Raw genomic sequence first — 25,062 nt, 5'->3', positions numbered from 1 at the left:
TCGTCCCAGCCTTGATTCACGAGCGATGTGGCGTCATCATCACATGACGCTGTCTAAATCTAGAGCAGCCTCATGGGGGAAGTGTCGTGGATTTTCGTGTTCTGGGCTCGCTCGAGGCCACCGTCGACGACGTGCCGGTCGACTTGGGGGGCAACCGGCAGCGGATCGTGCTGGCGCTCCTGCTGTCCGCGCCACGACGGACGGTCACGGTGGCCGAGTTGGTCGACGGGCTGTGGGGAGGACGTCCGCCCCGGACTGCCGCCGAACAGGTGCAGACCTGCGTGTGGAAGCTCCGCCGCTCGTTCGCCCTGGCCGGTGCACCCGACGTCATCCGGACGGCCGCCACCGGCTACGTGCTCGATGTCTACCCGCTGACAATCGACGTCCACCAGTTCACCGCCAGCGTCGACGAGGCCCGCGCCATGGCCGCTCGCGGCGACACGCTGCTCGCGGCCAAGCGATTCCGATGCGCCCTGTCCCTCTACCGCGGCCCAGTGCTCGCCGAGGTCGAGAGTCCCGCGGTGCAGGCCATCGCGTCGCAGTGGGAGGAGCGACGGCTGGCCGTCCTCGAGGAGTGCGTCGCGCTGGAGATCGAGTCCGGTCGCGGCCGTGACGTGGTGGAGGAGCTGACGAGCCTCGTCGACCTGCACCCGCTGCGTGAGGGACTGCGCGTCGAGCTGATGCGCGCACTCTACAGCGCCGACCGCCGCGCCGGCGCCCTCGCGGTGTATGCGCAGGGGCGTGCCCAGCTCGTCGACGAGCTCGGGCTCGAGCCAGGGCGGGCGCTGCAGGAAACTCAGCAGAAGATCCTCGCCGGTGAGCCCTTGCACGACGCCGCATCAGTCGGACCCGCGCACGCGCATGCCCCTCCTGTTCCGGCGCAGCTCATCTCCGCGGTGCCCGACTTCGTCCCGCGGCCCGAGCACGGCGACCGCGTCCGGCGGGCGTTGCTCGAGCGCCGCGCGGCGGCGCCGCGGGTGTGCAACATCCACGGCGACTTCGGTGCTGGCAAGACCGCCCTCGCCATCGACGTCGCGCACGGCGTCCGCGACGAGTTCCCCGATGGAAAGCTCTACGCTGACCTGCGCGGCTCGAGCTGCGACCCCGTGGCGATCATGGACGTGCTGGCCCAGTTCCTCCGTGCGCTCGGCGTCCCCGACGTGGCCATGCCCACCGATCTCGCCGAGCGGTCGAGCCACTTCCGCAGCCTCGTCGACGGCAAGCAGGTGCTCATCCTGCTCGACGACGTCCCGAGCTCCGAGTGGGTCTGTCCCGTCATGCCCGCCCACCCCGAGGCGGCCCTGCTCATGACGAGCCGCTGCCACATGTCCGAAGTCCCCGGCGCCGCGTCGGTCGAGGTCGGCGTCATGACGGTCGAGCAGTCCGTGCAACTCCTGCGCAACATCGCGGGCGACGACCGTGTCGATCCCGACTCCGCTGCCGCCGTCGAGCTGGTCAACGCCGCTGGACGTCTGGCGCTCTCCGTCCGAGCGGCGGGAGCGCGTCTCGCGGCGCGCTGCCACCTGCAGGTCGGCGAGTTCGCCGAGCGACTGCGGGACCCCTATCGCCGACTCGACGAGCTCTCGCACGGGACCCTCGACCTGCGCTCCTACCTGCGCCCGAGCGCCGACGTCCTGCCCACCGCGACACGCGAGGTGTGGCTGTCCGTCGGCCTGCTGCAAGTGCCCGACTTCGGTGCCTGGGTGGTCGCCGCCGCCACCGACACTCCCATCCCCGTGATCGAGGGAGTGCTCGACAGTCTCGTCGACCGCGGCCTCCTGAGCACCGCCGGCACCGATCGCATGGGGATCGTGCGCTACCGCATGCACCGGCTGGGCGGCCTGTACGCGAGGGAGCGCGCGCTGCGCGAGATGACCGCGGAGGACCGTTCCCGCGTGCTCGACCGTGCCGCCGACTGCTGGCTCGGTCTCGCCCAGCGAGCCGAGCAGCTCCTGAACGGTCTCCCTGAGGACTCCGAGCTGCTCGAGTGCCCCCACGGCGCGTGCCAGCGCATGATCGACATGGTGAAGTCCGACCCGGGCGGCTGGCTGGTGCTGGAGTCCGAGGGACTTCGCTTCGCCGCCCGGCGCACCCAGCACGTCACCGGCGTGCAGGTCCCTCCAGAGGGCGTCGACCGCTGGGACTTCAGCACCGACGTCAACGAGCTGACGTTGCCGGCGGCTCCCTGAGCCGGGCCCGGCTGTCGACGGCTTCGCTACGGACGACCCGGGGCGAGGTCGGCCGCGCAGGACGACGACGGCGGCTCCCAGCCCAAAGCGCCGATGACCTGCTCGAGCGTGTCGGCGACGTCGACGAACCGTTCGTCCGGCACGTGCCCAGCCAGCACGTCGGTGATGGTGGCACGGTGCACGGGTCTCGACGAGACGAGCGCTTCCTGACCGGCAGCGGTCAACTCGGCCCAGATGGCTCGGCGGTCCTCCGGACGTAGAACGCGGACGACCCATCCGTTGTGCACCTCGAGCTTTGCGACGAGGCGGGTGGTGCCGCTCTTGGAGAGCATGAGCGCCGTCGCGAGCTCGCCCATGCGAGCGGTGCCGCCGTGGGAGTCGAGGGTGGCCAGCAGGTCGTGCTCGGCCAGGCTCATGCCGCAGTCGGAGCGTAGCGTCGCCTCGAGTCGCGCCGTCATCATCGACGTGAACCGGTACGTCGCGGCCCAGGCCTGCACTTCGGGGCTCACCACGAGAGGAGAGTGTAGTACGCAACTGTTGACAAGTGAAGCGCGCATACGATTTGCTAAAGAACAGTCCATCACTGAAACGTTGAGAGGTGAATCATGATAGCCCGCATCGCCGTGATCTACTACTCGTCCACGGGCACGATCCACTCGCTGGCTCAGGACATCGTGCGAGGTGCCGAGAGCGCCGGTGCCGAGGTCAGACTCCGCCGGGCCGCCGAGCTGGCACCGGACTCCGTGGTCGACCAGAACCCCGAGTGGCGGGCCCACCTGGACGCCACGAAGGACGTCCCCGAGGTCAGTCATGACGACCTGCGCTGGGCCGACGGATTCGCCTTCGGCACCCCCTCGCGCTTCGGCAACGTGGCCTCCCAGCTCAAGCAGTTCATCGACACGACGAGCGGCATCTGGAACGAGGGCGTCATGGTCGGCAAAGGCGCCACCGGGTTTACGAGCAGCTACGAGCTCCACGGCGGCCAGGAGACGACGCTCGTCGCGCTCTACAACGTCATGCACCACTGGGGGACGGTCATCGTCCCCACGGGCTACGCCGACTATGACCTCATTCACGAGGGCGGGGGCAACCCGTACGGGATCAGTGCCACCCACCCGGACGAGGAGGGCCGCAAGGCGGTACGGCTTGCGGCCGAGTTCCACGGCGCCCGGTTCGCCCGGGTGTGCGCGGCGCTCAGGACCGTGCGCGACGAGGGCTGAGCGCGTCAGCCGACCAGCACCAGGAGCCACGCCCCACCACACGGACGGCCGTCGAGAGCATCGCCCTCGACGGCCGTCCGTCGTCTACGCGAGGCATCGCTCGCGGGGTCCAGGGGAGAGTAGGGATCGGTTCGGGAAGAGAACGCGAAGAGTGCCACGAGAGAGCACGCTCCTAGCGTCATGGGTGAGGGGTTCCAGACAGACCCTGAGGCCGTACGAGGCCTCCGACCCACCGAGGCGGTGCCCAGGATGGAGCAGACCAGGACCGAGGCCGTGTGCGAGGACGACTTTCTCGCGCTGATGTCGGGATTCCCCACCGGCGTGTCGGTCGTGACCTCGCTAACGCCCGAAGGACAGCCCTGGGGCATGACGTGCTCCGCGGTCTGCAGCGTCACCGTGGAGCCGCCCACGCTGCTCGTGTGCCTGCGCAGCGCCAGCCCCACCTGTGTGGCAATCGCCGCCAGCGGCTCGTTCGCGGTGAACCTGCTCGACAGCGCGGCCCGGCCCACGGCGGCGCTGTTCGCCTCAGGGGACCCGCGCCGCTTCGACCACGTCGAGTGGGACACCGACGACCGGGCGGGCGGCCCCCACCTGACCGAGGCGGCCTTCTCCGTCGCCGACTGCGATGTCGACCGCACGGAGGTCGTCGGCGACCACACCATCGTCATCGGCCGCGTCCGACGCGTCCTGCGACGCGGCGTCCGTCGACCGCTGCTGTACGGCCTCCGGTCGTACTCGGCATGGCCTGAACCGGCCGCCACCGCCTGAAGAGGAAGAGGAGACCATGTCCACCACCGCCGCGCACACTCCCGTCGCCGACCCGCACGAGCACACCGCGGGCTTCGCCACCGCGTTCAACAGCGGCGACCCCGACGCCGTCGTCGCCACGATGGCCCCGGAAGCGGTCTTCGTCCGCGCGCCGGGTGATCCTGTCACCGGAGCCGACGCACGTCAGGCCGTCGCCGACTTCCTGGCCCTCGGCCTGCCGATGCAGATCGCCGACCGCCACGTGTACGTCGCCGACGACACCGCGCTCGTCATCGCCGACTGGCTCGTCGAGGGCGACGGTCCTGACGGCACGCCCCTGCGGCTCGAGGGGTCCAGCACCGACGTCCTGCGCCGAGGGGCCGACGGCCTCTGGCGCTCGATCATCGACAACCCCCACGGCACCACTGCCGCGTAGGTCCTGCCGCGTCCCGTCCACCCCATCGAAGGAGCCTTCCGTGACGACCACCCTGCCCACGACCAACCGCACCGTCACCGCCGACTGGTCGCAGCGTCCGACCACCCCTGAAGGATGGGTGGCCCGGGCGCACGAGGCTGCCGCGTCGATCGCCGAGGGCGCCGCCGAGCGCGACCAGACGCACCGCACGCCGCACGCCGAGGTGCAGACCATCAAGGACGCGGGTCTCGCCACCCTGCTCGGTCCGATCGAGCACGGAGGCGGCGGCCAGGAGTGGCCCACCGCCTACAAGGTGGTCCGCGCCGTTGGAGCCGCCGACGGCTCCATCGGACAGCTGCTGGGCGACCACTACACGTGGTGCTGGCTGCCCCGGATGGTCGGCACCGCCGAGCAGATCGAACGCATCGAGCGTGACGCCGCGCTGGGGAACTGGTTCTTCGGCTGCGCCCTGAACCCCCGCGACGCCGACGTGGTGGGCCACGACCAGGGTGACCGCGTCGTCCTCAACGGTCAGAAGAGCTTCTGCACCGGCATCAAGGTCTCCGACCATGCGGTCCTCGAGGGAGTCCTCGACAGCGGCGACCACGTCATCGGGGTCGTCCCAACCGACCAGCCCGGCATCGTCTACCACGACAACTGGGACAACATGGGCCAGCGACTGACCGACAGCGGCGGCGTCACGATCCGCGATGTCGAGGTGCCGTGGGAGGACGCGCTCGGCTTCACCGACAAGACGTTCGAGCCGTCCACCTACATGACGATGAACATCCCCATCGGTCAGCTGCTCTTCGCCAACCTCTGGCTCGGCGTGGCCAACGGGGCGCTCAACGCGGCGATCGAGTACACGCAGGGCAAGCGTGGCTGGGGCGGCTACGACCGCACGGTCGACGAGCCCCGCGTGCAGGACACGATCGGCGGGCTCGCCGCCAAGATCTGGGCCGCCGAGGCGTTCGCCGACCAGGTCGCGCTCGAGGCTCTTCCGCTCCACCGCGACCGGCTGGCCGTCACGCCCCAGATGCGCGGCGAGCACAAGGTCCGCACGGCGGCCGTGAAGGCCATGGCCGACGAGGTCGCCCTCGACGTGACGGCGCGCATCTTCGAGGTGACGGGAGCGCGCTCGACCTCCAACCACTTCGGGTTCGACCGCTTCTGGCGCAACGTCCGGACGCACACGCTCCACCATCCCGTGGCCTACCAGCGCCGGGAAGTCGGGGTGTTCCGACTCTCCGGCGAGATCCCCGAACCCGGCCGTTACAGCTGAACCGAAGGAGTCATCGTGACCAGGACGCTCTCCGCTCCCGTCGACGAGGCGGCGACCTCGCCGTCCCCGCCGACCGTGGAGCTCAACGACGGCACGACGCTGCCGCAGGTCGGGTACGGGGTCTTCATGATCTCAGCCGACGACGTGAGGGAACCGCTCGCCGCCGCCCTCGACACGGGGTACCGCCTCATCGACACGGCCGCCGCCTACGGCAACGAGGAGGGCGTGGGCCGCGCCATCGCCGAGACCGACGTGCCCCGGTACGAGCTCGTCGTCACGACGAAGCTCTGGAACGACGCGCACGGATACGACGAGACGCTGCGCGCCTTCGACGCCAGCGCTCGCCGGCTCGGCCTCGACACGGTCGACCTGTACCTCATCCACTTCCCCCGGCCCGCGCTCGGGCGCTACGTCGACAGCTGGCGCGCCATGGTCAGGCTGCGGGACGAGGGCAGGATCGGTTCGCTCGGCGTCTCCAACTTCGGCGTCGCCGAGCTGGACCGCCTGCACGACGAGACCGGGGTGGTGCCAGCGGTCAACCAGGTCGAGCTGCACCCGATGTTCCAGCAGGAGGAGCTGCGCGCGGCGCACGCCGAACGAGGCATCGTCACGCAGGCCTGGAGCCCGCTCGGGCGCAACCAGGGCCTCCTCCAGCACCCCGACGTCACGGCGCTCGCCGCGCGGCTCGGACGGACTCCCGGACAGGTGGTCCTGCGCTGGCACCTGCAGCTGGGTGTCGTCGTGATCCCCAAGTCCGAGCGCCCCGAGCGCATCCGCGAGAACTTCGACCTCGCCGGCTTCGCGATCGACGACGAGGGCATGGCGACGTTGTCGGCCCTCGGCGAGCAGCGCTGCAACCCCGTGCCCGGAACCCTGTTCGACATCTCATGAGAAGAGCCACCATGACCAAGATCAGCTCCATGAACGACCTCGTCGGCCCGCTCTTCGGTGCCGCCGCCTTCCAGATGCTTCACGCGGGCGTCGAGCTCGGACTCTTCCCGCTGCTGTCGGAGAAGGGCGAGCTCGGCGACGAGGAGATCGGCGCGGCGCTCGAGCTCTCCGACCGCTCCACGCGCATCCTGCTGCTCGGCGTGACGTCCCTCGGGCTCACCGAGGTCTCCGACGGGCGCTACCGCAACGCCGACCTGCTGAACGGCATGTTCGCGGACGGCTCCTGGGAGATCTTCGCCGACATCGTCGAGTTCGAGGCGCGCCTCGTCTACCTTCCGCTCTCGGACCTCGTCGAGTCGCTGCGCACCAACTCCAACACCGGGCTCGCGCGGTTCCCGGGACCGGGCGACGACCTCTACCACCGGCTGCCGGCGTCGCCCGAGCTGGAGGCGCTGTTCTATCGGTGCATGCGGTCGTGGTCGCGGCTGTCGAACCCGGTGCTCGTCGCCAAGGCCGACCTCACCGGCCTGCACAGCGTCCTCGACATCGGCGGAGGTGACGGCGTCAACGCGATCGCGCTGGCCCGGGAGAACCCGGGCGTGCAGTTCACGGTCGTCGACCTACCGGGTGCACTCGAGATCGCCCGGGGCAAGGTCGAGGAGGCCGGACTGAGCGACCGCATCGACACGCTGGCGCTCGACATCTTCAACGACCTCTACCCCTCCGGACACGACGGCGTCCTCTTCGCCAACCAGCTGGTCATCTGGTCGGGGGAGGACAACGTCCACCTGCTGCGTCGCGCCTACGACGCGCTTCCCGAGGGCGGCCGCGCGATGGTCTTCAACGTGATGTCTGACGACGCCGGGGACGGTCCGCTGTACTCGGCGCTCGACAACGCGTACTTCGCGACGCTGACGGCGCCGCGCAGCCGCATCTACCCGTGGAGCAGCTACGAGGAGTGGCTGCGCGAGGCCGGCTTCGGGGCCGTGCACCGCGCGCCCGGAGACACCTGGACGCCTCACGGCGTGATCAGCGGCGTCAAGGGCGCCGACTGAGTCGTACGCCGACCGGCGGATCCGTTGAACGATCGGCGGATCCGCGAGGTCCGAGGCGCGCTCTCATCCGACGAGAACGACCCGAGACCCGTCGGAGCTAGCGTCTCCGGACGTGATTATCGGTCAGGCAGGTGAGAAGGATGACAGGACGCGCAGACAACCTCGACCAGGTGCTCGACAACCTCCGCTCGTCGGCGCCGCCGAGGGGCGAGCAGGTCGACGCCGCCACGCTGGAGCGGCTCCGCAGGCTGTCCACGACGCTCGTGCGCGCGCACGGCGGTGCGGTCCGCGAGTACCGGCGCAGCCGCACCGTGGCTCCTCGCGACATCGACCTGCCGGTCGAACGGATCCGACGGGCCGTCGCGCACCGCGGGGTCCTGCTGTCCGGCGAGACGGCGCGGATGGGGCCGGCCCTCGTTGAGGCGCTGCGCGCGCTCGGACCGACCCGGACGTGCCTCCTCGACGACGCCTCGACCGGCAGGGGTTCGTCGGCCCGGATCGACCTCGTCGACCCGTCGGCCGTCGCGCACGCGGTCGGCGTGCTGCGGCCCGACATCGTCGTGCACCTCGTCGGACACACGGGTCTCGACGACCGCTACCGGCACCGGTGGGGGGAGCACGCCGCCGCGACGACGATTCTCGGGACCCGGCACGTCGTCGAGGCCGCCGTCGCGGCACGGGTGGGCACCCTCGTGCTGGGCACGTCGGAGCGGTCGACGTCGCTGTACTCCGACGACCCGCTGATCGCCTCGGAGCGGATCGCCCAGATGATCGTCGTCGACGCGGCGTCGCGCGGTCTCCTGCGCGCCGCGATCGCGCGATCAGGTCTCGTCGTGGACCCTGTCGCCGCCACGCGCTGGCTGCGGCGCGCGAGCTGCGACGACACGGTCCTGCCGCTGCCACCACCGGAGAAGTCCGTGCACGTGCAGGCCCGCCGCGACAGCGTCCGTCTGCTCCTCGCCGCGATCCACGGTGCCAGCACCTCGAGTGCGGGGCTGCACGCTGTCCGGTCTCTCGACGATCCGGTGCGTCCACTCGACCTCGTCGTCGGCCTCATGGCCGACGAGAACCTCGCCGTCGTCCCGCTCGCCATCGACCCCGCACCCGTGGATGGCTGCCGATCCGTCGGCGACCGCATCGGTCCGGCCGGTTCCAGCGCCCTGCTCAACGCCCTCGAGGTCTCGCTGGTGGTGCCGTCGGCCGCGCCCGGCGTCGACCTCGTCCCGGTGCGGTTCCGCCTGCCCGCGGCGGCGGCGAGGCTCGTCGACCACCTCGGGCACCTCGCCGCGCGAGATGCCGGCGAGATCCCCGACGTGATCGACCAGCTCGCTCGGATCGTGCTCGAGGGCACCCTCGCGCAGGCGTCGGCCGCGACGCTGCGCCAGGTGGCGAGGATGTCGCAGCGCGACGGTCCCGCGATGAGTGGCACCGATCGCATGGTCGACGACCGGGTGCGCTGGTGGGCCGGACGATGATCGGCCCGCCGAGTGACAACCCACCCGTCGCCCAGCACCATCCGTCACCGAGGACACAGGAGCGTCCGTCATGAACAGCAGCGCACCACCGGATCCCGTCGGTAGCCTCAGGGCCCTCTACGCGGCACAGGTCGTGGGTTCCCTCGGGCTGGCCGCCGGTGCGGCCGCGGGCCCCCTGCTTTCGCAGCTCGTCACCGGCTCGGCCGCGTCGGGCTCCGTCGCGACCGCCGCACTCGTCGCCGGCTCGGCCGTCTCGGGCCCGGCCGCCGCCGCGGTGATGCGGCGCAGCGGCCGAATGACGGGGGTCGTCGCGTGCTACGTCGCGGCGACGCTCGGCGCGGCGCTGTCGATCCTCTCCGTCTCGTGGGGCTTCGCGGCGCTCGTCGTCGGGTCCGTGCTGCTCGGAGCGGGCACCACCGGCGTGATGCTGGGGCGCTATGCCGCGGCCGAGGTGGCGGGCACGCGCGAGGCGTCGAGGGCCATCGGTCTCGCCGTCGGCGCGGTCACGTTCGGCGCGGTGGCCGGTCCGCTGCTGCTCGGGCCACTCGGTCCCGTGGCCGAGTTGCTCGGGCTGCCGCAGGAGACGTCCCTGCACCTCCTCGCGCTCGTGGCGTTCCCCGTGGCCGCGGTGATCGGCGCCAGCCTGCGGCGACGCACCCGACCGGTCGAGCTCGGTCCGTCCGGGCGGGCGCCCGGCCGAGGCTGGCCCCTCGCCGTCCTCGCCACCGGCAACCTCTCGATGGTCGCGCTCATGGGTGCGGCACCCACCCACCTGCACCACCACGGTGCCAGTCTCGACGTCGTCGGCGTCGTCATGGCGATCCACATCGGCGGCATGTTCGGGTTCTCGCCGGCCTCGGCCGCGCTGGCTCGACGCGTCGGCCACCGGCGGCTCGCGCTCATCGCGATGGTCGGCATGGCGGTCGTCATGGTGCTGGGCCTGGCGAGCGGCACCCTCGTCGTTGACGTGCTCCTGCTCGTGCTCGTGGCCATGGTCTGGAACGCCCACCTCATCGCCGGCAGCATGTGGCTCATCGAGGTGACGCCCGAGGCTCTGCGTCCGCGTGCGGAGGGCCTCGGCGAGCTCGCCATGGGGGCCGCTGGCGCGCTCGGAAGCCTGGTGATCGCCGGCGTCGCGGTGGCTCTCGGTGGTCTCGTGGCACTGTGCCTGACCCTTGCGGTGCTGAACACCGCCATGGTTGCGCTGCTGCTCCTCAGGCTGCGCGGTGTGGAGCCCGCGGACGCCGTCGTGGTGGAATCTCCCGTCGGGACCACCCCCGACCACGAGGAGGCGCCGTGGGAGACCAGGATCCGGTGATGGCACCGAGCCGGTTCACCGCACGTATCACGGCCGACGAGGGAGCCACCTGGTCGGTCGCCGCGGGCCGCTACCGCATGCTGGTCAGCCGTGCCTGCCCCTTCGCCAGCCGCGCGTTGATCGTGCGCCGGTTGCTCGGGCTGGAGGTGGCGCTGACCGTGGCGATCGTCGATCCCATTCAGGACGAGCTCGGCTGGCGCTTCACCCTCGACGAGGGAGGTCGTGACCCTGTGCTCGGCATCCGGTACGTTCGCGACGCCTACCTCGCGGCGGACCCAGGCCACGCCTCGGGCTTCCCCGTCCCGGCCGTCGTCGACGTCGAGAGCGGCCACGTGGTCACGAACGACTTCGCCACGATCCCGATCGACCTCGCCACGCAGTGGCGCTCGCTGCACCGGCCGGGCGCCCCCGATCTCTACCCGGACGGTCGGCGCGAGGAGATCGACGAGTTCAACGCCATCCTCCACCGGGATGTGGTGAGCGGCGTCTACGAGGTGGGGATGGCGCGTTCCCAGGCCGACTACGACCGCGCCTTCACCGCGTTGTTCTCGCGTCTGGAGCAACTCGACGCCCGGCTGGCGTCCCGGCGCTTCCTTCTGGGCGACCGCATCACGGACGTCGACGTGCACCTCTTCCCGAGCCTCGTGCGGTTCGACCTCGTCTACCACGGTCACTTCCGCTGCAACCGCGTGAAGCTCGTGGAGCTGCCGCACCTGTGGGGGTACGCGCGCGACCTGTTCCAGACTCCCGGTTTCGGGGACACCGTCGACTTCGACCACATCAATCGGCACTACCACCTGGTGCTCGACGAGTCGAACCCCCACCACCTGCTGCCGGGTGGTCCGGACCGGACCCTTTGGCTGACCGCGCACGGACGCGAGGAGCTGGGTGGCGCGCCGTTCGGCGACGGCACGCCGCCCGGTCCTCCGCGCGAGCCGGTCCCGCCGGCCGGCCGCGCCGACGCCTGAGGTCGGCGCGGCCGGCTGCGGGGCTCAGCCTCCGTGATGCTCGCGCAGAAGCTCGGCGACCCTGAAGGCCAGCTCGATCGACTGACTGGCGTTGAGCCGGGGGTCGCACGCCGTCTCGTAGCGCTCGCACAGGTGGGTGTCGAGCACCTCGTCGGCGCCGCCCAGGCACTCCGTCACGTCGTCGCCCGTCAGCTCGAGGTGCACGCCGCCGGGCATCGTGCCCTCGGAGCGGTGGACCCTGAAGAATTCGCCGATCTCCCGCGTGATGTCGGCGAGGCGCCGCGTCTTGTAGCCGCTCGCGGACCGGAAGGTGTTGCCGTGCATCGGGTCGCACGCCCACACCACTCGACGGCCGGTGAGCTCCACGGCCCGCACCAGTGGCGGCAGGAGGTCGCCGACGCGGTCGGCGCCCATGCGGCTGATGAGCACGAGCCGCCCCGAGACGTGGTGCGGGTCAAGCCGGTCGCACAGTGCCACGAGATCGTCGGGGGTGATCGTCGGCCCGACCTTGACCCCGATGGGGTTCGCGAGTCCCGACATGAGCTCGACGTGGGCGCCGTCGAGGTCACGGGTCCGGTCCCCGATCCACAGCATGTGGGCGCTCGTGCCGTACCACGTCCCGGTGCGTGGGCGGTGTCGTGTGAGCGCCTGCTCGTAGTCGGGCAGGAGGGCCTCGTGCGAGGTGTACAGGTTCGTCTGCGTGAGCGCCGACGGCCGGTCGGCGGTGACGTCCGCACCGCAGGCCGCCATGAAGCGCAGCGCCCACGTGATGTCCTGCGCGGCCGACTCGTACTGCTGCCCGGCGGGGCAGCGACACACGAACTCCTGGTTCCAGGAGTGCACCTGGCTCAGGTCGGCGAAGCCCTCCTTCGTGAGGGCACGCAGCACGTTGAGGGTGGCCGAGGAGTGGTGATAGGCCCGCAGCAGGCGTTCGGCGTCGGGCTGACGCGCAGCCACCGTGGGCGCGGGGTCGTTGACGATGTCCCCCCGGAAGACGGGCAGCTCGACGCCGTCGACCAGCTCGACGGGGCTGGACCGGGGCTTGCCGAACTGGCCCGCGATGCGGCCCACCTTCACGACGGGAAGTCCGGATCCGTAGGTGAGCAGGATCGCGAGCTGCAGGATGACCCGGAGCTTGCTGCGCACCTTGCTCTCGTTGCACGACGAGAACCGCTCGGCGCAATCGCCGGCCTGCAGGAGGAACGCCCGACCGTCGGCGACCCGGGCCAGCTCGGAGCGGAGCTCGTTGATCTCGCCCGGAAAGACGAGTGGAGGGAGCAGCGCGAGCTCGTCGAGGACGCCGCGGAGCCGGTTCTCGTCGGGCCACACGGGCTGCTGCGTGATGGGGCGGTCGCGCCATGAGTCGGGCGTCCACTCCCTCGCCGCCTGGTAGGAGCTGAGAGGCTTCTCGGTCGTTCGCATGCGTGCACCGTCACTTTCGTGCGTAGGGGTGAGGATCTCCCCGCGGGCTGGTCTGTCGTCGAGGTCCGGCCAGGTCCTCATGCCAGCCCCCCGACACGGTCCTGGGACGAGACCGCCACCCAGCGGTCGAGCAGGGCTCGCGCCCGCCCGGTGGTGAGCGTCTCGCGTGCCGCGGCCAGTCCGTCGGCCCAGGTGTTGACACGGCCGGACACTCGCAGGCCCGCCGCGGCGTTGAGCACGACGACGTCCGCGGCGGGGCCGGGCACGCCGTCGAGCACGTCGCGCACCATGCGCGCGTTCTCGCTGCGCGAACCTCCGAGCAGCGCACCGCTCGGGGCGGGGTCGAGCCCTACCTCCGCGGGGTCGAAGCTCGACGGCCGAGTCTCGCCGTGCACCACCTCGACGACGCGCGCGGGAGCGCTCGTGCTGAGCTCGTCCATCCCGTCGGCGGAGTGGAAGACCGTCGCGCGGCGCGTGCCCAGCCGCGCCAGGGTCTCGGCGAGCGGCTCCACAAGACGGGCCTCCGCCACGCCGAGCACCTGGTAGGCGGCGCCGGCGGGGTTCACGAGGGGACCCAGCAGGTTGAACGCGGTGCGTACGCCGAGGGCGCGTCGCACGGGGGCCACGTTTGCGAGACCGGGGTGGTACAGCGGAGCGAAGAGGAAGGTGATGCCCGACTCCTGCAGGCAGGCAGCAGCGGCGGCCGGGTCGAGGTCGATGCACACGCCCATCTCCTCGAGGACGTCGGCGCTGCCGCACGTCGACGACGCGGCCCGGTTGCCGTGCTTGGCGACCGGTACGCCGCACGCCGCGGTCACGATCGCCGCCGCCGTGGAGATGTTGAACGTGCCGGATCCGTCGCCGCCGGTGCCGCACGTGTCGAGCACGTCGCCGCCCACGGCGAGGGGGACGGCCGCGGCGCGGACGGCCCGGACCAGCCCCACCAGCTCATCGACCGTCTCGCCTCGCGCGGCGAGGGCGAGGGCGAACCCCGCGACGCGCACGGGGTCGGCGGTGCCGGAGAGGATCGTCCCCATCGCGGCCGCGGCGCCGTCCTCGTCGAGCCTCCGGCCGGCAGCCAGGGTGCGTAGGTGTTCGATCATGGGCGTACCTCCAGGAAGTTGGCCACGAGTCGTCTGCCGACCTCGGTCAGCACGGACTCAGGGTGGAACTGGACCCCGTACGTGGGGTGCTCGCGGTGTTGCAGCGCCATGACCACGCCGTCCTCGGACCACCCGGTGACCTCCAGCTCGGCGGGCAGGGTGGCGGGGTCGACGACGAGCGAGTGGTAGCGGGTCGCCTCGAACGGGCTGGGCAGGCCTCGCAGGACACCGACGCCGTCGTGGACGACGCCCGACGTCTTGCCGTGCATCGGGGTGCCCCGCACGACGTCGCCGCCGAAGATGCTGGCGATGCTCTGGTGCCCGAGGCAGACGCCGAGGACGGGCACGCGTCCCGAGAGCGCACGGATCGCCTCGGTTGAGACGCCCGCGTCGGCGGGGGTCCCGGGACCCGGGCAGACCACGAGCCGGTCGTGCTCGGCAAGCTCGTCGACTGTGGTCTCGTCGTTGCGGCGCACGGTGACGACGGATCCGAGCTCGCGCAGGTAGTGGACGACGTTGTAGGTGAACGAGTCGTAGTTGTCGATGACGGCCACCCGCGTGCTCACGATCCAGCCTCCGCGTTCGCGACGGCCGTGAAGAGCGCGTTGGCCTTGTGCAGCGTCTCGAGGTACTCCGCCGTGGGGTGGGAGTCGGCGACGACCCCGGCGCCGGCCTGCACGTGGACCTGGCCGTCGGCGACCACGAGCGTCCGCAGCCCGATGGCAAAGTCGAGGAGGCCGTCGGGACCCACGCAGCCGAGCGCGCCACCATAGACGCCTCGCTGGTCGGGCTCGAGGTCGGCGATGATCTCCATCGCACGGATCTTGGGGGCGCCGCTCAGCGTGCCGGCGGGGAACGCCGAGCGCAGCGCGTCGAACGCGGTGGAGGTCTCGTCGAGCTCGCCGGCCACGGTGGACGACAGATGCATGACGTGCGAGAACCGCTCGATGTCCATGAGCCGCTCCACCCGGACCGTCCCCGGAACGCACACGCGGCTGAGGTCGTTGCGACCGAGGTCGACGAGCATCACATGCTCGGCCCGCTCCTTTCCGTCCTTGAGCAGGTCCTGCTCCAGTGCGAGGTCGCCGACGTGGTCGGTGCTGCGGGGACGGGTGCCGGCGAGCGGCCGGGTGCGCACCGTGCGTCCCTCGGCGCGGACGAGCAGCTCGGGGGAGGCGCCGATCACGTGGCGTCCTCCACCAAGGCTCAGGTGGTAGAGGTACGGCGAGGGATTCACGGCGCGCAGGTGCCAGTAGAGGTCCGACGGACTCGCGTGCAGTGGCTTGCTGAACCGTTGCGAGAGCACGATCTGGAACGCGTCCCCCGCAGCGATGTGCTCACGGGCGCGGAGCACGCGGTGCTCGAACTCGGCCCGCGTCGTGGTGGACGTCCACCGTGCGTCGGGCTCGACGCGCCGGTGCGAGCCAGCGGGGGAGAAAGTCGGCGTCGCGGGCGCGTCCGCCAGCCCGTCCTGCAGGACCTGCAGCGCTCGAGCGCCGCCTCGTACGGCTCGGCCTCCGGACGATGCAGCGTGACCAGGACCACGGATCGCGTCGCGTGGTCGAAGACCACGAGGTCGTCCGCGAGCAGGAACGTCGACTCCGGCAGGTCCGGTCCGCCGCGCTCTGCCCGTGGGAGCCGCTCGAAGTGACGCGCCGCCTCGTACCCCAGGTAGCCGACCGCGCCGCAATGGAACGGCGGCAGACCCGTGACGGGGGCGACGGAACGCTCGGTGAGCTCCTTCAGCGTGGGCAGCGGATCACCCTCGGGCAGCGCCACCGCGACGGGACGGTGGCCGAGGTAGGAGTAGCGGCCGACGTCGTCGCCGACGGGGACGCTCTCCAGCAGGAAGCCGGTGTCGTCGGGACCGCAGAGCAGGTCGAACGCCACGGTCGGGGTGAGGCTCTCCACGAGCAGCTCGCGGAACACCGGGATCCATGTGAAGTGCTCGGCGAGCTCGGCGACCTGGTGTCGTCCGGGCAGGGCGCCGGCCTCGGCGAGGAGCGGGTGCGGTGCGCTCATCGGTCGGCCACCACGCAGACGGTGCGCTCCGGCGCCATGAAGATGCCCTGCTGACGGGCGGGAGGCACGGGTCCGGTGGGACGCACGTCGACAGCCGACAGCACCATCGCCAGCACGAGCCGCATCTGCGCGAGTGCGTACCCGCGGCCGACACACATGCGGGCGCCGCCGCCGAACGCGCCGAACACGTACGGGTCGGGTGTCGCGTCGAGGAAGCGCTCGGGCAGGAATCGCGTCGGGTCGTCGTAGTTGCGGGGATCGCGCTGGATGAGGTGGGCGCAGTGGACGAGGATCGTGCCCGGGGGCAGCTGGCGTCCGTCCAGCTCCATCGGCTCCACGAGCATCCGGACGCCGTTGAGCGCCGAGACGGGATGCAGGCGCAGGGCCTCCGACAGCACGGCGTCCGTGTACTCGAGCCCCGTCATGGCCTCCCGAGCGACGGGTCGGGTCGCGAACCGGTCGCCGATCTCGTCGTCGAGCCGCGCTCGGACCCGTGGATCGTCGAGCACCTCGAGCACCGCCCACGACAGGGTGTTCGCGGTCGTGGAGAACCCGGTGAACAGCAGGCTGAAGACCTCGTCACGAACGACCGTGGGGGTCAACGCCTCGTCGCCCTCGGCGGCGTGCCGCTGCAGCGCGGCGCTCACGTCGTCGAGCCCCGCCTCGTCGCATCGCTGCAGGTGGCCGTCGAGCGCCTCGTCGAGGTAGTCGCGGATCTCGTGGTCGGCGGCGAGGACCTCGTCGCGGCCGTAGTGGGCGTTCTCCATCCGTGGGAGCATCTCGGCGATCCGGGCGCGCGCCGCGGCCGGCATCGCGCCGCACACGATCTCGACGATGATGTCGCTCGTCATCGCCTGGAGCGCCGCGAAGAGGTCGAGCTCGGTGCCGCGGGGCCATCGCCGGACGTGGGCGTCGACGGCGTCGGCCACGAGCACGGCGTAGTCGCGCGAACCGCTGAAGGCCGGGTGCAGCTGCGAACGCCGGCGCCTGTGCAGTTCACCGTCGATGTAGCCCACCGACTCCTCGTCCGTGCCGAAGAACAACTGGTTCGCCAGCGCGCCCGACGTCCCCGCGTCGCGGGCGTACATCGCACGCAGCTGGTCGGCGCGCGTGAGGAAGACCCACGCGCCGTTGTGCTCGACGTCGACGAGATCCTCGTTGCCGAGCCCCCCGAGCCGGAGCGTGAACAGCTCCCCGTATGTGCCCGCCATCCTCTCGACGCACCCGAACGGGTCCGCCTCGAACTCGGCGAGCTGCTCATCCACCGGACGGTCAGGTCCGGGTGGCAGTCCGCGCAGCGTCGTGACGGTCATGGTGCGACCTCCCTCTTCTGCCGGGAGCGGGCTCCCTGCAGGTCTTCGATGAGCTGATCGACAACCATCTCGTCGGTCAGGTGATGGGTCAGACAGGCCCGGATCACGGTGCCCTCGTGCGGCAGCACCGAGGTCGCGACGTAGACGTTGCCGCGCTCGCACACCCGTTCGCACAGGGCGATCGTGCCCGCGGGCGGACCGTCGACCCTGAAGGCCACGGTGGGCAGGTGCGGGGCGCCCCGCTGGACGACGTCGATCCCGGGAAGGTCCGCGAGCCGTTTCGCGAGCCGGTCGGCGAGGTCCAGCTTTTGGTCCAGGGCACGCTCGAAGGCCCCCGCTCCGTGCAGGCGCATCGGCAGCCAGGCGGTGAGGCCCCGGAACTCGCGCGTGACCTCGGGGCCGTAGTTCATGAAGTCGGCCGTGGTCTCGTCGGTGGACAGCTCCGGTATGTAGGCGGCGCCGGGGATGGCGAACGCCTCCCGCAGCGTGGCCTTCTCCCGCACGAGGAGCGCGGAGCTCCCGTGGGGCAGGAACAGCGACTTGTGGCCGTCGACCGCGATCGAGTCGGCTCGGCCGCTGCCCGCGAGCAGGCGGCGACCGCGCGAGGTGAGGCGGAAGAAGCCGCCGAAGCAGGCGTCGACATGCAGCCAGGTGCCGGTCTCCTCGGCCACCACGGCCAGTGCCTCGACGTCGTCGACGGCGCCGGTGTTGGTGGTGCCGCCCGTGGCGACGATGCAGCCGGGCGGGACCCCGTCGCGGAGGTCGGCGGCGATCGCCTCGCGCAGCGCGTCGACGTCCATCCGGTAGTCCAGGCCGGTGCGCACCGCCACGACGCGGTCGGCGGGGAGCCCGGCCAGGCGGGCGGCCTTCGCGACCGAGAAGTGGCCCTGGTCGGAGACGTAGATCCGGGCGCGATGCCGAGCGTGCTCGGGAATCCGCTCGAGGGCGCACCGCACGGCCATGAAGTTCGCGATCGAGCCGCCCGTCGTCAGGTAGCCGAACGAGCCCGGTCCGTATCCCATGATCGAGCAGAACCAATCGATGACGTCGGTCTCGATGCGTGCGAGGCCGGGCGCGGCTGCCCAGGCTCCCGCGAACCGGTTCGAGGCCCGGGCGACGAACTCGCCGACCGCGGCCTGGAACAGCCCGCCGGACGGCACGTGGGCGAGGAACCCGGGATGCGCGTGCATCATCCCCTGGGGCATCGCGGAGTCGAACAGCTCGTCCAGCAGCGGCTCGAGCTCCGTGCCGTGCCGAGGCAGCGGGCTCGCCGCCACGACGGGCTGCGGCGGGTACGACGCCGGCACGTTGCGTGCCGCGAGCTCCTCCTGCAGCCCGGTCAGCCGGTCGGACACGGCGTCCAGCAGCCTGCGCTGGTCTGCGGGATCCATGTCGAGCGAGCCGATGTCGGCACCGGGGGCCTCCTCACCGGAGCCATCGGCGCGGTCGCAGGCGTCGTCGACGCGAGGGAGGGCGAGCAGCGTGGCGCACTCGGCGATGATCTGGTCCTTATCGGCGTACGGGTCGTACCGCCGGCAGAGCTCGTCGAGCACCGCCCGCTGGCGGCGGTGCCGCGCGACGACCTCGTGGTACGGCGTCTCGGTGAAGGCGACGGCGTGGTATAGCGGCACGTAGAGGTCGGGGTGCGCGGCCTGCAGCGACTTCTCCAGGTTCGACCGGTGGTGGAAGTTCGGGTCGCCCGCTTGCTGCTTCAGCTCGCGCGCCATCGCCAGGGACATGTCGGAGATGGCGTGGCCCGCGGGCTTGCGCAGGCGCGTGTACTCCGGCAGCGCCGCGGCGATCGCACCCGGTCCGTCGGCGTCGCACCGCTTCGCGGCCAGCAGCGTCAGGAACGTGCGGACGTCCTCGAAGCTGCAGTTGATGCCCTGCCCGAAGAACGGCACCAGGGTGTGGGCCGAGTCGCCCATGAGGACCGTCCGGCCGTGGTGGTACGGATCGCAGCGGATCGTCTTCAGAGGTGCGGGCGGGAAACGGAGCACGTCGTCGGCGTAGTCGGGGGCCATTGGGACCAGGTCGGCGAAGTGCTCGGTGAACATGGCCTCGACCGCGGCCCGGCCCCTCAGCGTCCGCCAGTCCGGGGTGTCGCCGTCGGCGGTGAGCGGCATCCAGAGGCCCGCGGTGTAGGTGCCGTCGACGTTCGGCTGGGCGATCAGCACGGACTCGCCCCGCGGCCACACGTGCAGTCCGTGCTTGCGGCTCGCCGGCTCGGCCGGGTCGTGCAGGGCCTGCATGAGGGCGTGACCGCCGTCGGCGGCAGCCGGGACGACAATCTCGACGAACCCGTCCTGCACGTACTCCTGGCGCATCGTCATGCGTGACCCGTGACGCGAGATCTCGTGCCGCACAGTGCTGTTGGCGCCGTCGCAGCCCACCAGCAGGTCGGCGGCGGAGCCCACGACGCCCTCGTCGGCGACGAAGGACGCGGTGGCCTCGATGGGGTCGACCGCGATGCAGTCGTGCTGGAAGTGGATGCGGGCGCCGGCACGCTCGGCCTCGTCGATGAGGATGCGGTGGAGCAGCGCACGGGGGATCGACAGCAGGTGGTGGCTGGGATCGAGGCTGTACTGCTGGTAGGAGATGGACCCGTCCTGGCCGTGGATCACTCGCTGGGGTAGAGGCACGCCGTGCGCATATAGCGCCTCCACGACGGCGGGGTCGAGGGAGTCGAGCCCGCGCTTTGTGAGGGTGAGGTTGAAGGAGTGTCCTCTCAAACCCGTCGCGCCACGGGGGTCCGGACCGCGTTCGTAGAGGTCGACCTCGAATTCCTGGCCGCGCAGGCCGATCGCCGTCAGGCAGGCGACAGGCCCGGCTCCGACCACGGTCGCTCGCAGTCCCGGGGTGTTCGGCATCAGCGTCGCTCCGTCCGTCTCGGTCTGCTCGCGGTCTCCGCGGCTCACGTCGACGACATTAGGAACGCGGCCTCTCGCGGCACTCTTCCCTGACTCTTAGGGCGTCCCAGCCCCCGCAGACGAACCCCGTCAGGACGTCGGGAGACGCCCAAGGGCACGCGCCGGCGCGCCGGAGCCCGTCGCGTGGCACCGGTGACCGGACGGGGCGACGGGGTTGATGACCGGAGGGTGATCAGTCGCGCAGGATCGGGCAGGACATGCACCGGGGGCCGCCGCGGCCCGAGCCGAGCTCGGAGCCGCTGATGGCGATGACCTCGATCCCGTGCTCGACGAGACGGGCGTTGGTCTGCTCGTTGCGCTCGTAGGCCACCGCAAGCCGCGGTCCGACGGCCAGGGTGTTGTTGCCGTCGTCCCACTGCTCGCGCTCGGCCGTCACCGGGTCCAGGCCGGTGTCGATGCGCCGCAGCTCCTCGATGCCCATCGCCTCGGCCGCCGCCTCGAAGAACGACCGCGCCGCCCCGACGACGAGCTCGCCGTCCACTGCCGTGACCGGTACGGCCCGCAGGTGGTCGGCGACGTTCGGGTAGATCACCACCGTGTCGACGTCGACCATCGTCACGATCGTGTCCAGGTGCATCGTCGCGCGCTCCTGCGCGATCGGGACGGCGAGAACCGTGTGGGCCAGCGGTGTGCCTTCTGCGGCCCACGGCCCCGCACCCCCGCCGGGCTGCAGCACCTGCGCCGCGAACCGCTCGAAGCCCGCCGGGGTGGTGCGCTCGCCGACGCCCACCGCGATGACGCCCGGCGCGAGCAGTAGCACGTCGCCGCCCTCGAGGTGCTCCAGGTGCGGGCCGTGGACCCGAGGGACCGACGCGAAGCGCGGGTGGTGCTCGTAGATGAGCCCGGTCAGCTGCGTCTCGCGCAGGCGCGCGGGCATCGCGAGGCTCGTGACGGCGACGCGGTCGGGCAGCCACACCGACGAGTCGCGCGTGAACAGCAGGTTCGGCAGCGGGTCGACGAGGAAGTCCTCGGGCTGCAGCAGGCTCGTCACGATGCTGCGGTGCGACACCTCGTCGTTGCGCAGCCCTGCCGTCACGACGGCCGCCAGCTCCGCGGGAGCGAGGTCGCCCATGAGGTCGACGAGGTGCGCGCGCAGCGAGTCCCCGAGGTGCAGCGCCGTGGTGGTGCTCTCGACGATCTGCGCACGGGCCACCTCCTGCTCGAGCGTCTCGGTCAGCAGGTCGAGCAGGTACAGCACCTCGACGTCGTGGTCACGCAGCGCCTGGGCGAACGCGTCGTGCTCCTCCTGGGCGCGCCCGACCCACGGGACGCCGTCGAACAGCAGCGAGTCGTTGTTGCGGGGCGTGAGCCTCGCCAGCTCCGCGCCGGGGCGGTGCAGCATGACCGTCCGCAACCGCCCGACCTCGCTCGATGCACCCGTCGTCATGGGGACACCGTAGGGCAGCGCGGCCGGCGGGCTCCCGGTTCACACGCACGACACGTGATCCCCGTACTCTCGAGGGGTGAAGTGGAGCGACTACGACGCCGTGCTCTTCGACCTCGACGGGGTGATCACTCCCACCGCCGAGGTGCACATGCGCGCCTGGGACCAGATGTTCAACGCCTTCCTCCAGCAGCGCGGAGGTCAGCAGCCGTACACCGACGACGACTACTTCGAGCACGTCGACGGCAAGCCGCGCTACGAGGGCGTGCGTGACTTCCTCGCCTCGCGCGACATCGAGCTGCCCGAGGGCGGCCCGGACGACGACCCCGACGCCGAGACCGTCGGAGGGCTCGGCAATCGCAAGAACGTCGTCTTCGAGCAGATCCTGGAGCGTGATGGCGTCGAGGCGTACCCCGGGTCGGTCCGGCTGGTCGAGCGGCTCGAGGCCGCCGGCACCCCGATGGCGATCGTCTCCAGCTCGCGCAACGCACCCGCGGTGCTGCGCGCCGCCGGCATGATCGAGCACTTCGGGATCATCGTCGACGGCAACGTCGCCGCCGACCGTCAGCTCGCCGGCAAGCCGGCACCGGACACCTTCCTGTTCGCCGCGCAGCAGCTCGAGACGGAGGCGGCACGGGCGGTCGTCGTCGAGGACGCCGTCAGCGGCGTCGCCGCGGGCCGAGCCGGCCGCTTCGGGCTCGTCATCGGCGTCGATCGTGGCGTCGGTGCGCAGCGACTCACCGACAACGGTGCCGACGTCGTCGTCGACGACCTGGACGAGCTGCTCTGATGCCGCCCCTGGACATGCCGCCCGAGGGCGTGGACACCAGCGGGCTCGGACCCTCCCACGAGCCGCCGCAGGTGCACGACTTCCTCGACCGGTGGCGGTTCCCGGTCGACGAGTGGTCCCTCGTCGAGCAGCACCACGACCCGTCCGACCTCGGCGTCACCGAGACGCTGTTCGCGGTCGGCAACGGCTACCTCGGCATGCGCGGCAACGTCGAGGAGGGCCGCGACGCCCACACCCACGGCACGTTCGTCAACGGCTTCCACGAGACGTGGCCCATCCAGCACGCCGAGGAGGCGTACGGGTTCGCGCGGGTCGGGCAGACCATCGTCAACGTCCCCGACGCCAAGATCATCCGCCTGTACGTCGACGACGAGCCCCTGCTGCTCACCGTGGCCGACCTGCTCGACTACGAGCGCAGCCTCGACCTGCGCGACGGCGTGCTGCGCCGCCGGCTCCTGTGGCGCACGCCGTCGGGCAAGCGGGTGCGCATCGAGTCGACCCGCATGGTCAGCCTCACGCAGAAGCACCTGGCCGTCATGACGTTCGAGGTCACGCTGCTCGACGACGCCGCCCCCGTCGCGATCTCCTCGCAGATCCTCAACCGCCAGGACGGTGAGGACGAGTACCACGTCCGTGCCATGGCGATGGGTGAGGGCGCCGACCCGCGCAAGGCCGAGCAGTTCGAGCGCCGCGTCCTCGTGCCGCAGGAGCAGCTCGGGGAGCCGGGGACCGAGCGCATGGGCCTGGGCTTCCGCTGCGCCGAGAGCGGCATGACGCTCGCGGTCATGGCCGACCACGTCCTGGAGACCGAGAACGAGCACAGCAGCCGGGTGGTCGTCGGCGACGACCTCGCCAAGACGACCTACCGGGTGGCCGCGGAGCCCGGCGTGCCGATCCGGCTGACCAAGCTCGTGGCCTACCACACGTCGCGCGGCGTCCCGTCGCGCGAGCTCCTCGACCGCTGTCGTCGCACGCTCGACCGCTCCTGCGGGCTGGGGGTCGCGGAGCTGCAGGCCGAGCAGCGGGCGTGGCTCGACGACTTCTGGCAGCGCTCGGACGTCGTGGTCCCGGGCCAGCCGGAGGTGCAGCAGGCGGTGCGCTGGAACCTGTTCTCCCTCGCGCAGGCGGCAGCACGCGCCGAGGGGCAGGGTGTCCCCGCCAAGGGCGTGTCCGGTTCCGGCTACGGGGGTCACTACTTCTGGGACACCGAGGCCTACGTCATGCCGTTCCTGACGTACACGGCGCCGTGGATGGCCCGCAACGCGATGCGCTTTCGCTACTCGCTGCTGGACGCCGCCCGACGCCGCGCGAAGCAGCTCGCCCAGACCGGTGCGTTGTTCCCGTGGCGCACGATCAACGGCGAGGAGGCGTCGGCCTACTACGCCGCCGGCACCGCGCAGTACCACATCGACGCCGACGTCTCGTACGCGTTGAGCCAGTACGTCGGCGCCACCGGCGACGTCGACTTCCTGAACCGCGAGGGCATCGACATCCTCGTCGAGACGGCACGACTGTGGGCCGACCTCGGCTTCTGGCGCACCGAGGAGGACGGCACCTTCCACATCCACGGCGTCACCGGTCCCGACGAGTACACGACCGTCGTCAACGACAACATGTTCACCAACGTCATGGCGCGCTTCAACCTGCGCCGGGCGGTCGAGGCGGTGCGCACCCTGCAGCACGAGGCGCCCGACGCCCACGCCGAGATGGTGCGGCGGCTGCGCCTGGCCGACCACGAGGTCGACGAGTGGGCGCGGGCCGCGCGGCAGATGGCGATCCCCTACGACGAGCACCTCGGCATCCACCCGCAGGACTCGCACTTCCTCGAGCGGGAGATGTGGGACCTCGACCGCACCCCGCTGGACAAGCGTCCGCTGCTGCTGCACTACCACCCGCTGGTGATCTACCGCTTCCAGGTGCTCAAGCAGGCCGACGTCGTGCTGGCCCTGTTCCTGCGGGGCGAGGACTTCACGCCGGCGCAGAAGCGCGCGAACTTCGAGTACTACGACCCCATCACGACGGGCGACTCGACGCTGTCGGCGGTCGTGCAGTCGATCATCGCCGCCGAGGTCGGCTACCACGACCTCGCCTACCGCTACTTCCTGTCGGCGCTGTTCGTCGACCTCGCCGACCGCCACGGGAACGCCTCCGACGGCGTCCACGTCGCGTCGACCGGCGGCGTGTGGAGCACCCTCGCCTCGGGCTTCGGGGGCTTCCGCGACCTGGGCGCCGGCCAGTGGTGCATCGACCCCCGCCTGCCCGACGCCTGGGAGTCGCTGGAGTACCGCCTGACCCTGCGCGGCACCCGCGTCCGCGTCACGGTCCGCCAGGAGGAGCTCGAGCTGGTGGTGGAGGACGGCGACGGGACCCTGGCGTTCGACGTGCGCGGCACGGAGGTCGTCGTCTCGCCCGGCGACGGCGCCGTCGTCCCGTTGAAGGGACAGGGCCCGCGCCTGGAGGGACAGCCGCCGTCGCCGGTGGGAACCCGGCGCGCCGACGGTACCGTCATCTCGGCCATCGTGCCGGGTGCCTGAGCCC

Annotated in this window: 21 protein-coding genes; 12 read left to right on the top strand and 9 right to left on the bottom strand. The window is 71.3% G+C overall.

Annotation, left to right across the window (positions count from 1 at the left end; all coding sequences use genetic code 11):
- Positions 1–86 precede the first annotated feature (86 nt).
- Positions 87–2,189: an AfsR/SARP family transcriptional regulator gene (locus ABD213_RS13165; RefSeq protein ID WP_344329519.1), complete on the top strand. Its 2,103-nt coding sequence runs from the start codon at positions 87–89 to the stop codon at positions 2,187–2,189.
- Positions 2,190–2,215: 26 nt separating this feature from the next.
- Here ABD213_RS13165 and ABD213_RS13160 read toward each other — a convergent pair whose 3' ends face one another.
- Positions 2,216–2,701: a MarR family winged helix-turn-helix transcriptional regulator gene (locus ABD213_RS13160; protein ID WP_344329516.1), complete on the bottom strand. Its 486-nt coding sequence runs from the start codon at positions 2,699–2,701 to the stop codon at positions 2,216–2,218.
- A gap of 93 nt (positions 2,702–2,794) precedes the next feature.
- Here ABD213_RS13160 and wrbA point away from each other — a divergent pair, with 93 nt between their 5' ends.
- From wrbA to ABD213_RS13115, 9 genes are all read left to right on the top strand, one after another.
- Positions 2,795–3,409, top strand: coding sequence for an NAD(P)H:quinone oxidoreductase (gene wrbA / locus ABD213_RS13155; protein ID WP_344329514.1), 615 nt, complete (start codon positions 2,795–2,797; stop codon positions 3,407–3,409).
- A gap of 249 nt (positions 3,410–3,658) precedes the next feature.
- A complete protein-coding gene (locus ABD213_RS13150) occupies positions 3,659–4,177 on the top strand; it encodes a flavin reductase family protein (RefSeq protein ID WP_344329512.1) in 519 nt (172 codons plus the stop codon).
- Positions 4,178–4,193: 16 nt separating this feature from the next.
- Complete coding sequence (locus tag ABD213_RS13145) at positions 4,194–4,592, top strand: YybH family protein (protein ID WP_344329510.1); 399 nt, start codon at positions 4,194–4,196, stop codon at positions 4,590–4,592.
- 40 nt (positions 4,593–4,632) lie between these two features.
- Positions 4,633–5,853 carry an acyl-CoA dehydrogenase family protein gene (locus ABD213_RS13140; protein ID WP_344329509.1) on the top strand — a complete coding sequence of 407 codons (1,221 nt, stop codon included), beginning with the start codon at positions 4,633–4,635 and terminating at the stop codon, positions 5,851–5,853.
- Between the two features lie 15 nt (positions 5,854–5,868).
- Positions 5,869–6,744 (top strand): aldo/keto reductase, encoded by an 876-nt coding sequence (locus ABD213_RS13135; protein WP_344329507.1) that lies wholly within the window; start codon positions 5,869–5,871, stop codon positions 6,742–6,744.
- Between the two features lie 11 nt (positions 6,745–6,755).
- A complete protein-coding gene (locus tag ABD213_RS13130) occupies positions 6,756–7,799 on the top strand; it encodes a methyltransferase (protein ID WP_344329505.1) in 1,044 nt (347 codons plus the stop codon).
- 140 nt (positions 7,800–7,939) lie between these two features.
- A complete protein-coding gene (locus tag ABD213_RS13125) occupies positions 7,940–9,274 on the top strand; it encodes an NAD-dependent epimerase/dehydratase family protein (protein WP_344329504.1) in 1,335 nt (444 codons plus the stop codon).
- Positions 9,275–9,344: 70 nt separating this feature from the next.
- On the top strand, positions 9,345–10,592 hold the full coding sequence (locus tag ABD213_RS13120) for an MFS transporter (protein WP_344329502.1): 1,248 nt from the start codon (positions 9,345–9,347) through the stop codon (positions 10,590–10,592).
- On the top strand, positions 10,592–11,560 hold the full coding sequence (locus ABD213_RS13115; RefSeq protein WP_344329501.1) for a glutathione S-transferase C-terminal domain-containing protein: 969 nt from the start codon (positions 10,592–10,594) through the stop codon (positions 11,558–11,560). The genes ABD213_RS13120 and ABD213_RS13115 overlap by 1 nt, the downstream gene beginning before the upstream one ends.
- Before the next feature lie 24 nt (positions 11,561–11,584).
- Here the strand turns inward: ABD213_RS13115 and ABD213_RS13110 are convergent, their stop codons facing one another.
- The 8 genes from ABD213_RS13110 to ABD213_RS13075 all read right to left on the bottom strand — a co-directional run bounded on the left by ABD213_RS13110 (position 11,585) and on the right by ABD213_RS13075 (position 21,737).
- Positions 11,585–12,982 carry a class II 3-deoxy-7-phosphoheptulonate synthase gene (locus tag ABD213_RS13110; protein WP_344329499.1) on the bottom strand — a complete coding sequence of 466 codons (1,398 nt, stop codon included), beginning with the start codon at positions 12,980–12,982 and terminating at the stop codon, positions 11,585–11,587.
- 77 nt (positions 12,983–13,059) lie between these two features.
- On the bottom strand, positions 13,060–14,085 hold the full coding sequence (trpD, locus tag ABD213_RS13105) for an anthranilate phosphoribosyltransferase (RefSeq protein ID WP_344329497.1): 1,026 nt from the start codon (positions 14,083–14,085) through the stop codon (positions 13,060–13,062).
- Positions 14,082–14,651: an anthranilate synthase component II gene (locus ABD213_RS13100; RefSeq protein ID WP_344329496.1), complete on the bottom strand. Its 570-nt coding sequence runs from the start codon at positions 14,649–14,651 to the stop codon at positions 14,082–14,084. The genes trpD and ABD213_RS13100 overlap by 4 nt, the downstream gene beginning before the upstream one ends.
- Complete coding sequence (locus ABD213_RS13095; RefSeq protein ID WP_344329577.1) at positions 14,648–15,418, bottom strand: anthranilate synthase component I family protein; 771 nt, start codon at positions 15,416–15,418, stop codon at positions 14,648–14,650. The genes ABD213_RS13100 and ABD213_RS13095 overlap by 4 nt, the downstream gene beginning before the upstream one ends.
- A complete protein-coding gene (locus ABD213_RS13090; RefSeq protein WP_344329494.1) occupies positions 15,319–16,107 on the bottom strand; it encodes a hypothetical protein in 789 nt (262 codons plus the stop codon). The genes ABD213_RS13095 and ABD213_RS13090 overlap by 100 nt, the downstream gene beginning before the upstream one ends.
- A complete protein-coding gene (locus tag ABD213_RS13085) occupies positions 16,104–17,420 on the bottom strand; it encodes a cytochrome P450 (protein ID WP_344329492.1) in 1,317 nt (438 codons plus the stop codon). The genes ABD213_RS13090 and ABD213_RS13085 overlap by 4 nt, the downstream gene beginning before the upstream one ends.
- Positions 17,417–20,338 carry an aminotransferase class V-fold PLP-dependent enzyme gene (locus tag ABD213_RS13080; protein WP_344329486.1) on the bottom strand — a complete coding sequence of 974 codons (2,922 nt, stop codon included), beginning with the start codon at positions 20,336–20,338 and terminating at the stop codon, positions 17,417–17,419. Before ABD213_RS13080 ends, ABD213_RS13085 begins: the two co-directional genes overlap by 4 nt.
- 184 nt (positions 20,339–20,522) lie before the next feature.
- On the bottom strand, positions 20,523–21,737 hold the full coding sequence (locus tag ABD213_RS13075) for an arginine deiminase (protein ID WP_344329485.1): 1,215 nt from the start codon (positions 21,735–21,737) through the stop codon (positions 20,523–20,525).
- A 76-nt stretch (positions 21,738–21,813) separates the two neighbouring features.
- Here ABD213_RS13075 and ABD213_RS13070 point away from each other — a divergent pair, with 76 nt between their 5' ends.
- Positions 21,814–22,524, top strand: a complete 711-nt coding sequence (locus ABD213_RS13070) for an HAD family hydrolase (protein ID WP_344329483.1) — start codon at positions 21,814–21,816, stop codon at positions 22,522–22,524.
- The gene (locus tag ABD213_RS13065) at positions 22,524–25,058 is read left to right on the top strand and encodes a glycoside hydrolase family 65 protein (RefSeq protein ID WP_344329482.1); all 2,535 of its coding nucleotides are present in this window, start codon (positions 22,524–22,526) and stop codon (positions 25,056–25,058) included. Before ABD213_RS13070 ends, ABD213_RS13065 begins: the two co-directional genes overlap by 1 nt.
- The last annotated feature ends 4 nt before the right edge of the window (positions 25,059–25,062 follow it).

It is taken from the genome of Aeromicrobium halocynthiae (assembly GCF_039531385.1).
In the GTDB taxonomy this organism is placed as follows: Bacteria; Actinomycetota; Actinomycetes; order Propionibacteriales; family Nocardioidaceae; genus Aeromicrobium; species Aeromicrobium halocynthiae.
The sequence above is the reverse complement of the archived record's forward strand: the minus strand, read 5'-3'. Positions and strand labels throughout refer to the sequence as shown.

Excerpts from the sequence above, each read along its gene's own strand:
- wrbA (WP_344329514.1), top strand. The coding sequence starts at position 2,795 with ATGATAGCCCGCATCGCCGTGATCTACTACTCGTCCACGGGCACGATC.
- ABD213_RS13150 (WP_344329512.1), top strand. The coding sequence starts at position 3,659 with ATGGAGCAGACCAGGACCGAGGCCGTGTGCGAGGACGACTTTCTCGCG.
- ABD213_RS13145 (WP_344329510.1), top strand. The coding sequence starts at position 4,194 with ATGTCCACCACCGCCGCGCACACTCCCGTCGCCGACCCGCACGAGCAC.
- ABD213_RS13130 (WP_344329505.1), top strand. The coding sequence starts at position 6,756 with ATGACCAAGATCAGCTCCATGAACGACCTCGTCGGCCCGCTCTTCGGT.
- ABD213_RS13125 (WP_344329504.1), top strand. The coding sequence starts at position 7,940 with ATGACAGGACGCGCAGACAACCTCGACCAGGTGCTCGACAACCTCCGC.
- ABD213_RS13120 (WP_344329502.1), top strand. The coding sequence starts at position 9,345 with ATGAACAGCAGCGCACCACCGGATCCCGTCGGTAGCCTCAGGGCCCTC.
- ABD213_RS13115 (WP_344329501.1), top strand. The coding sequence starts at position 10,592 with ATGGCACCGAGCCGGTTCACCGCACGTATCACGGCCGACGAGGGAGCC.
- ABD213_RS13110 (WP_344329499.1), bottom strand. The coding sequence starts at position 12,982 with ATGCGAACGACCGAGAAGCCTCTCAGCTCCTACCAGGCGGCGAGGGAG.
- trpD (WP_344329497.1), bottom strand. The coding sequence starts at position 14,085 with ATGATCGAACACCTACGCACCCTGGCTGCCGGCCGGAGGCTCGACGAG.
- ABD213_RS13090 (WP_344329494.1), bottom strand. The coding sequence starts at position 16,107 with ATGAGCGCACCGCACCCGCTCCTCGCCGAGGCCGGCGCCCTGCCCGGA.
- ABD213_RS13085 (WP_344329492.1), bottom strand. The coding sequence starts at position 17,420 with ATGACCGTCACGACGCTGCGCGGACTGCCACCCGGACCTGACCGTCCG.
- ABD213_RS13075 (WP_344329485.1), bottom strand. The coding sequence starts at position 21,737 with ATGACGACGGGTGCATCGAGCGAGGTCGGGCGGTTGCGGACGGTCATG.
- ABD213_RS13065 (WP_344329482.1), top strand. The coding sequence starts at position 22,524 with ATGCCGCCCCTGGACATGCCGCCCGAGGGCGTGGACACCAGCGGGCTC.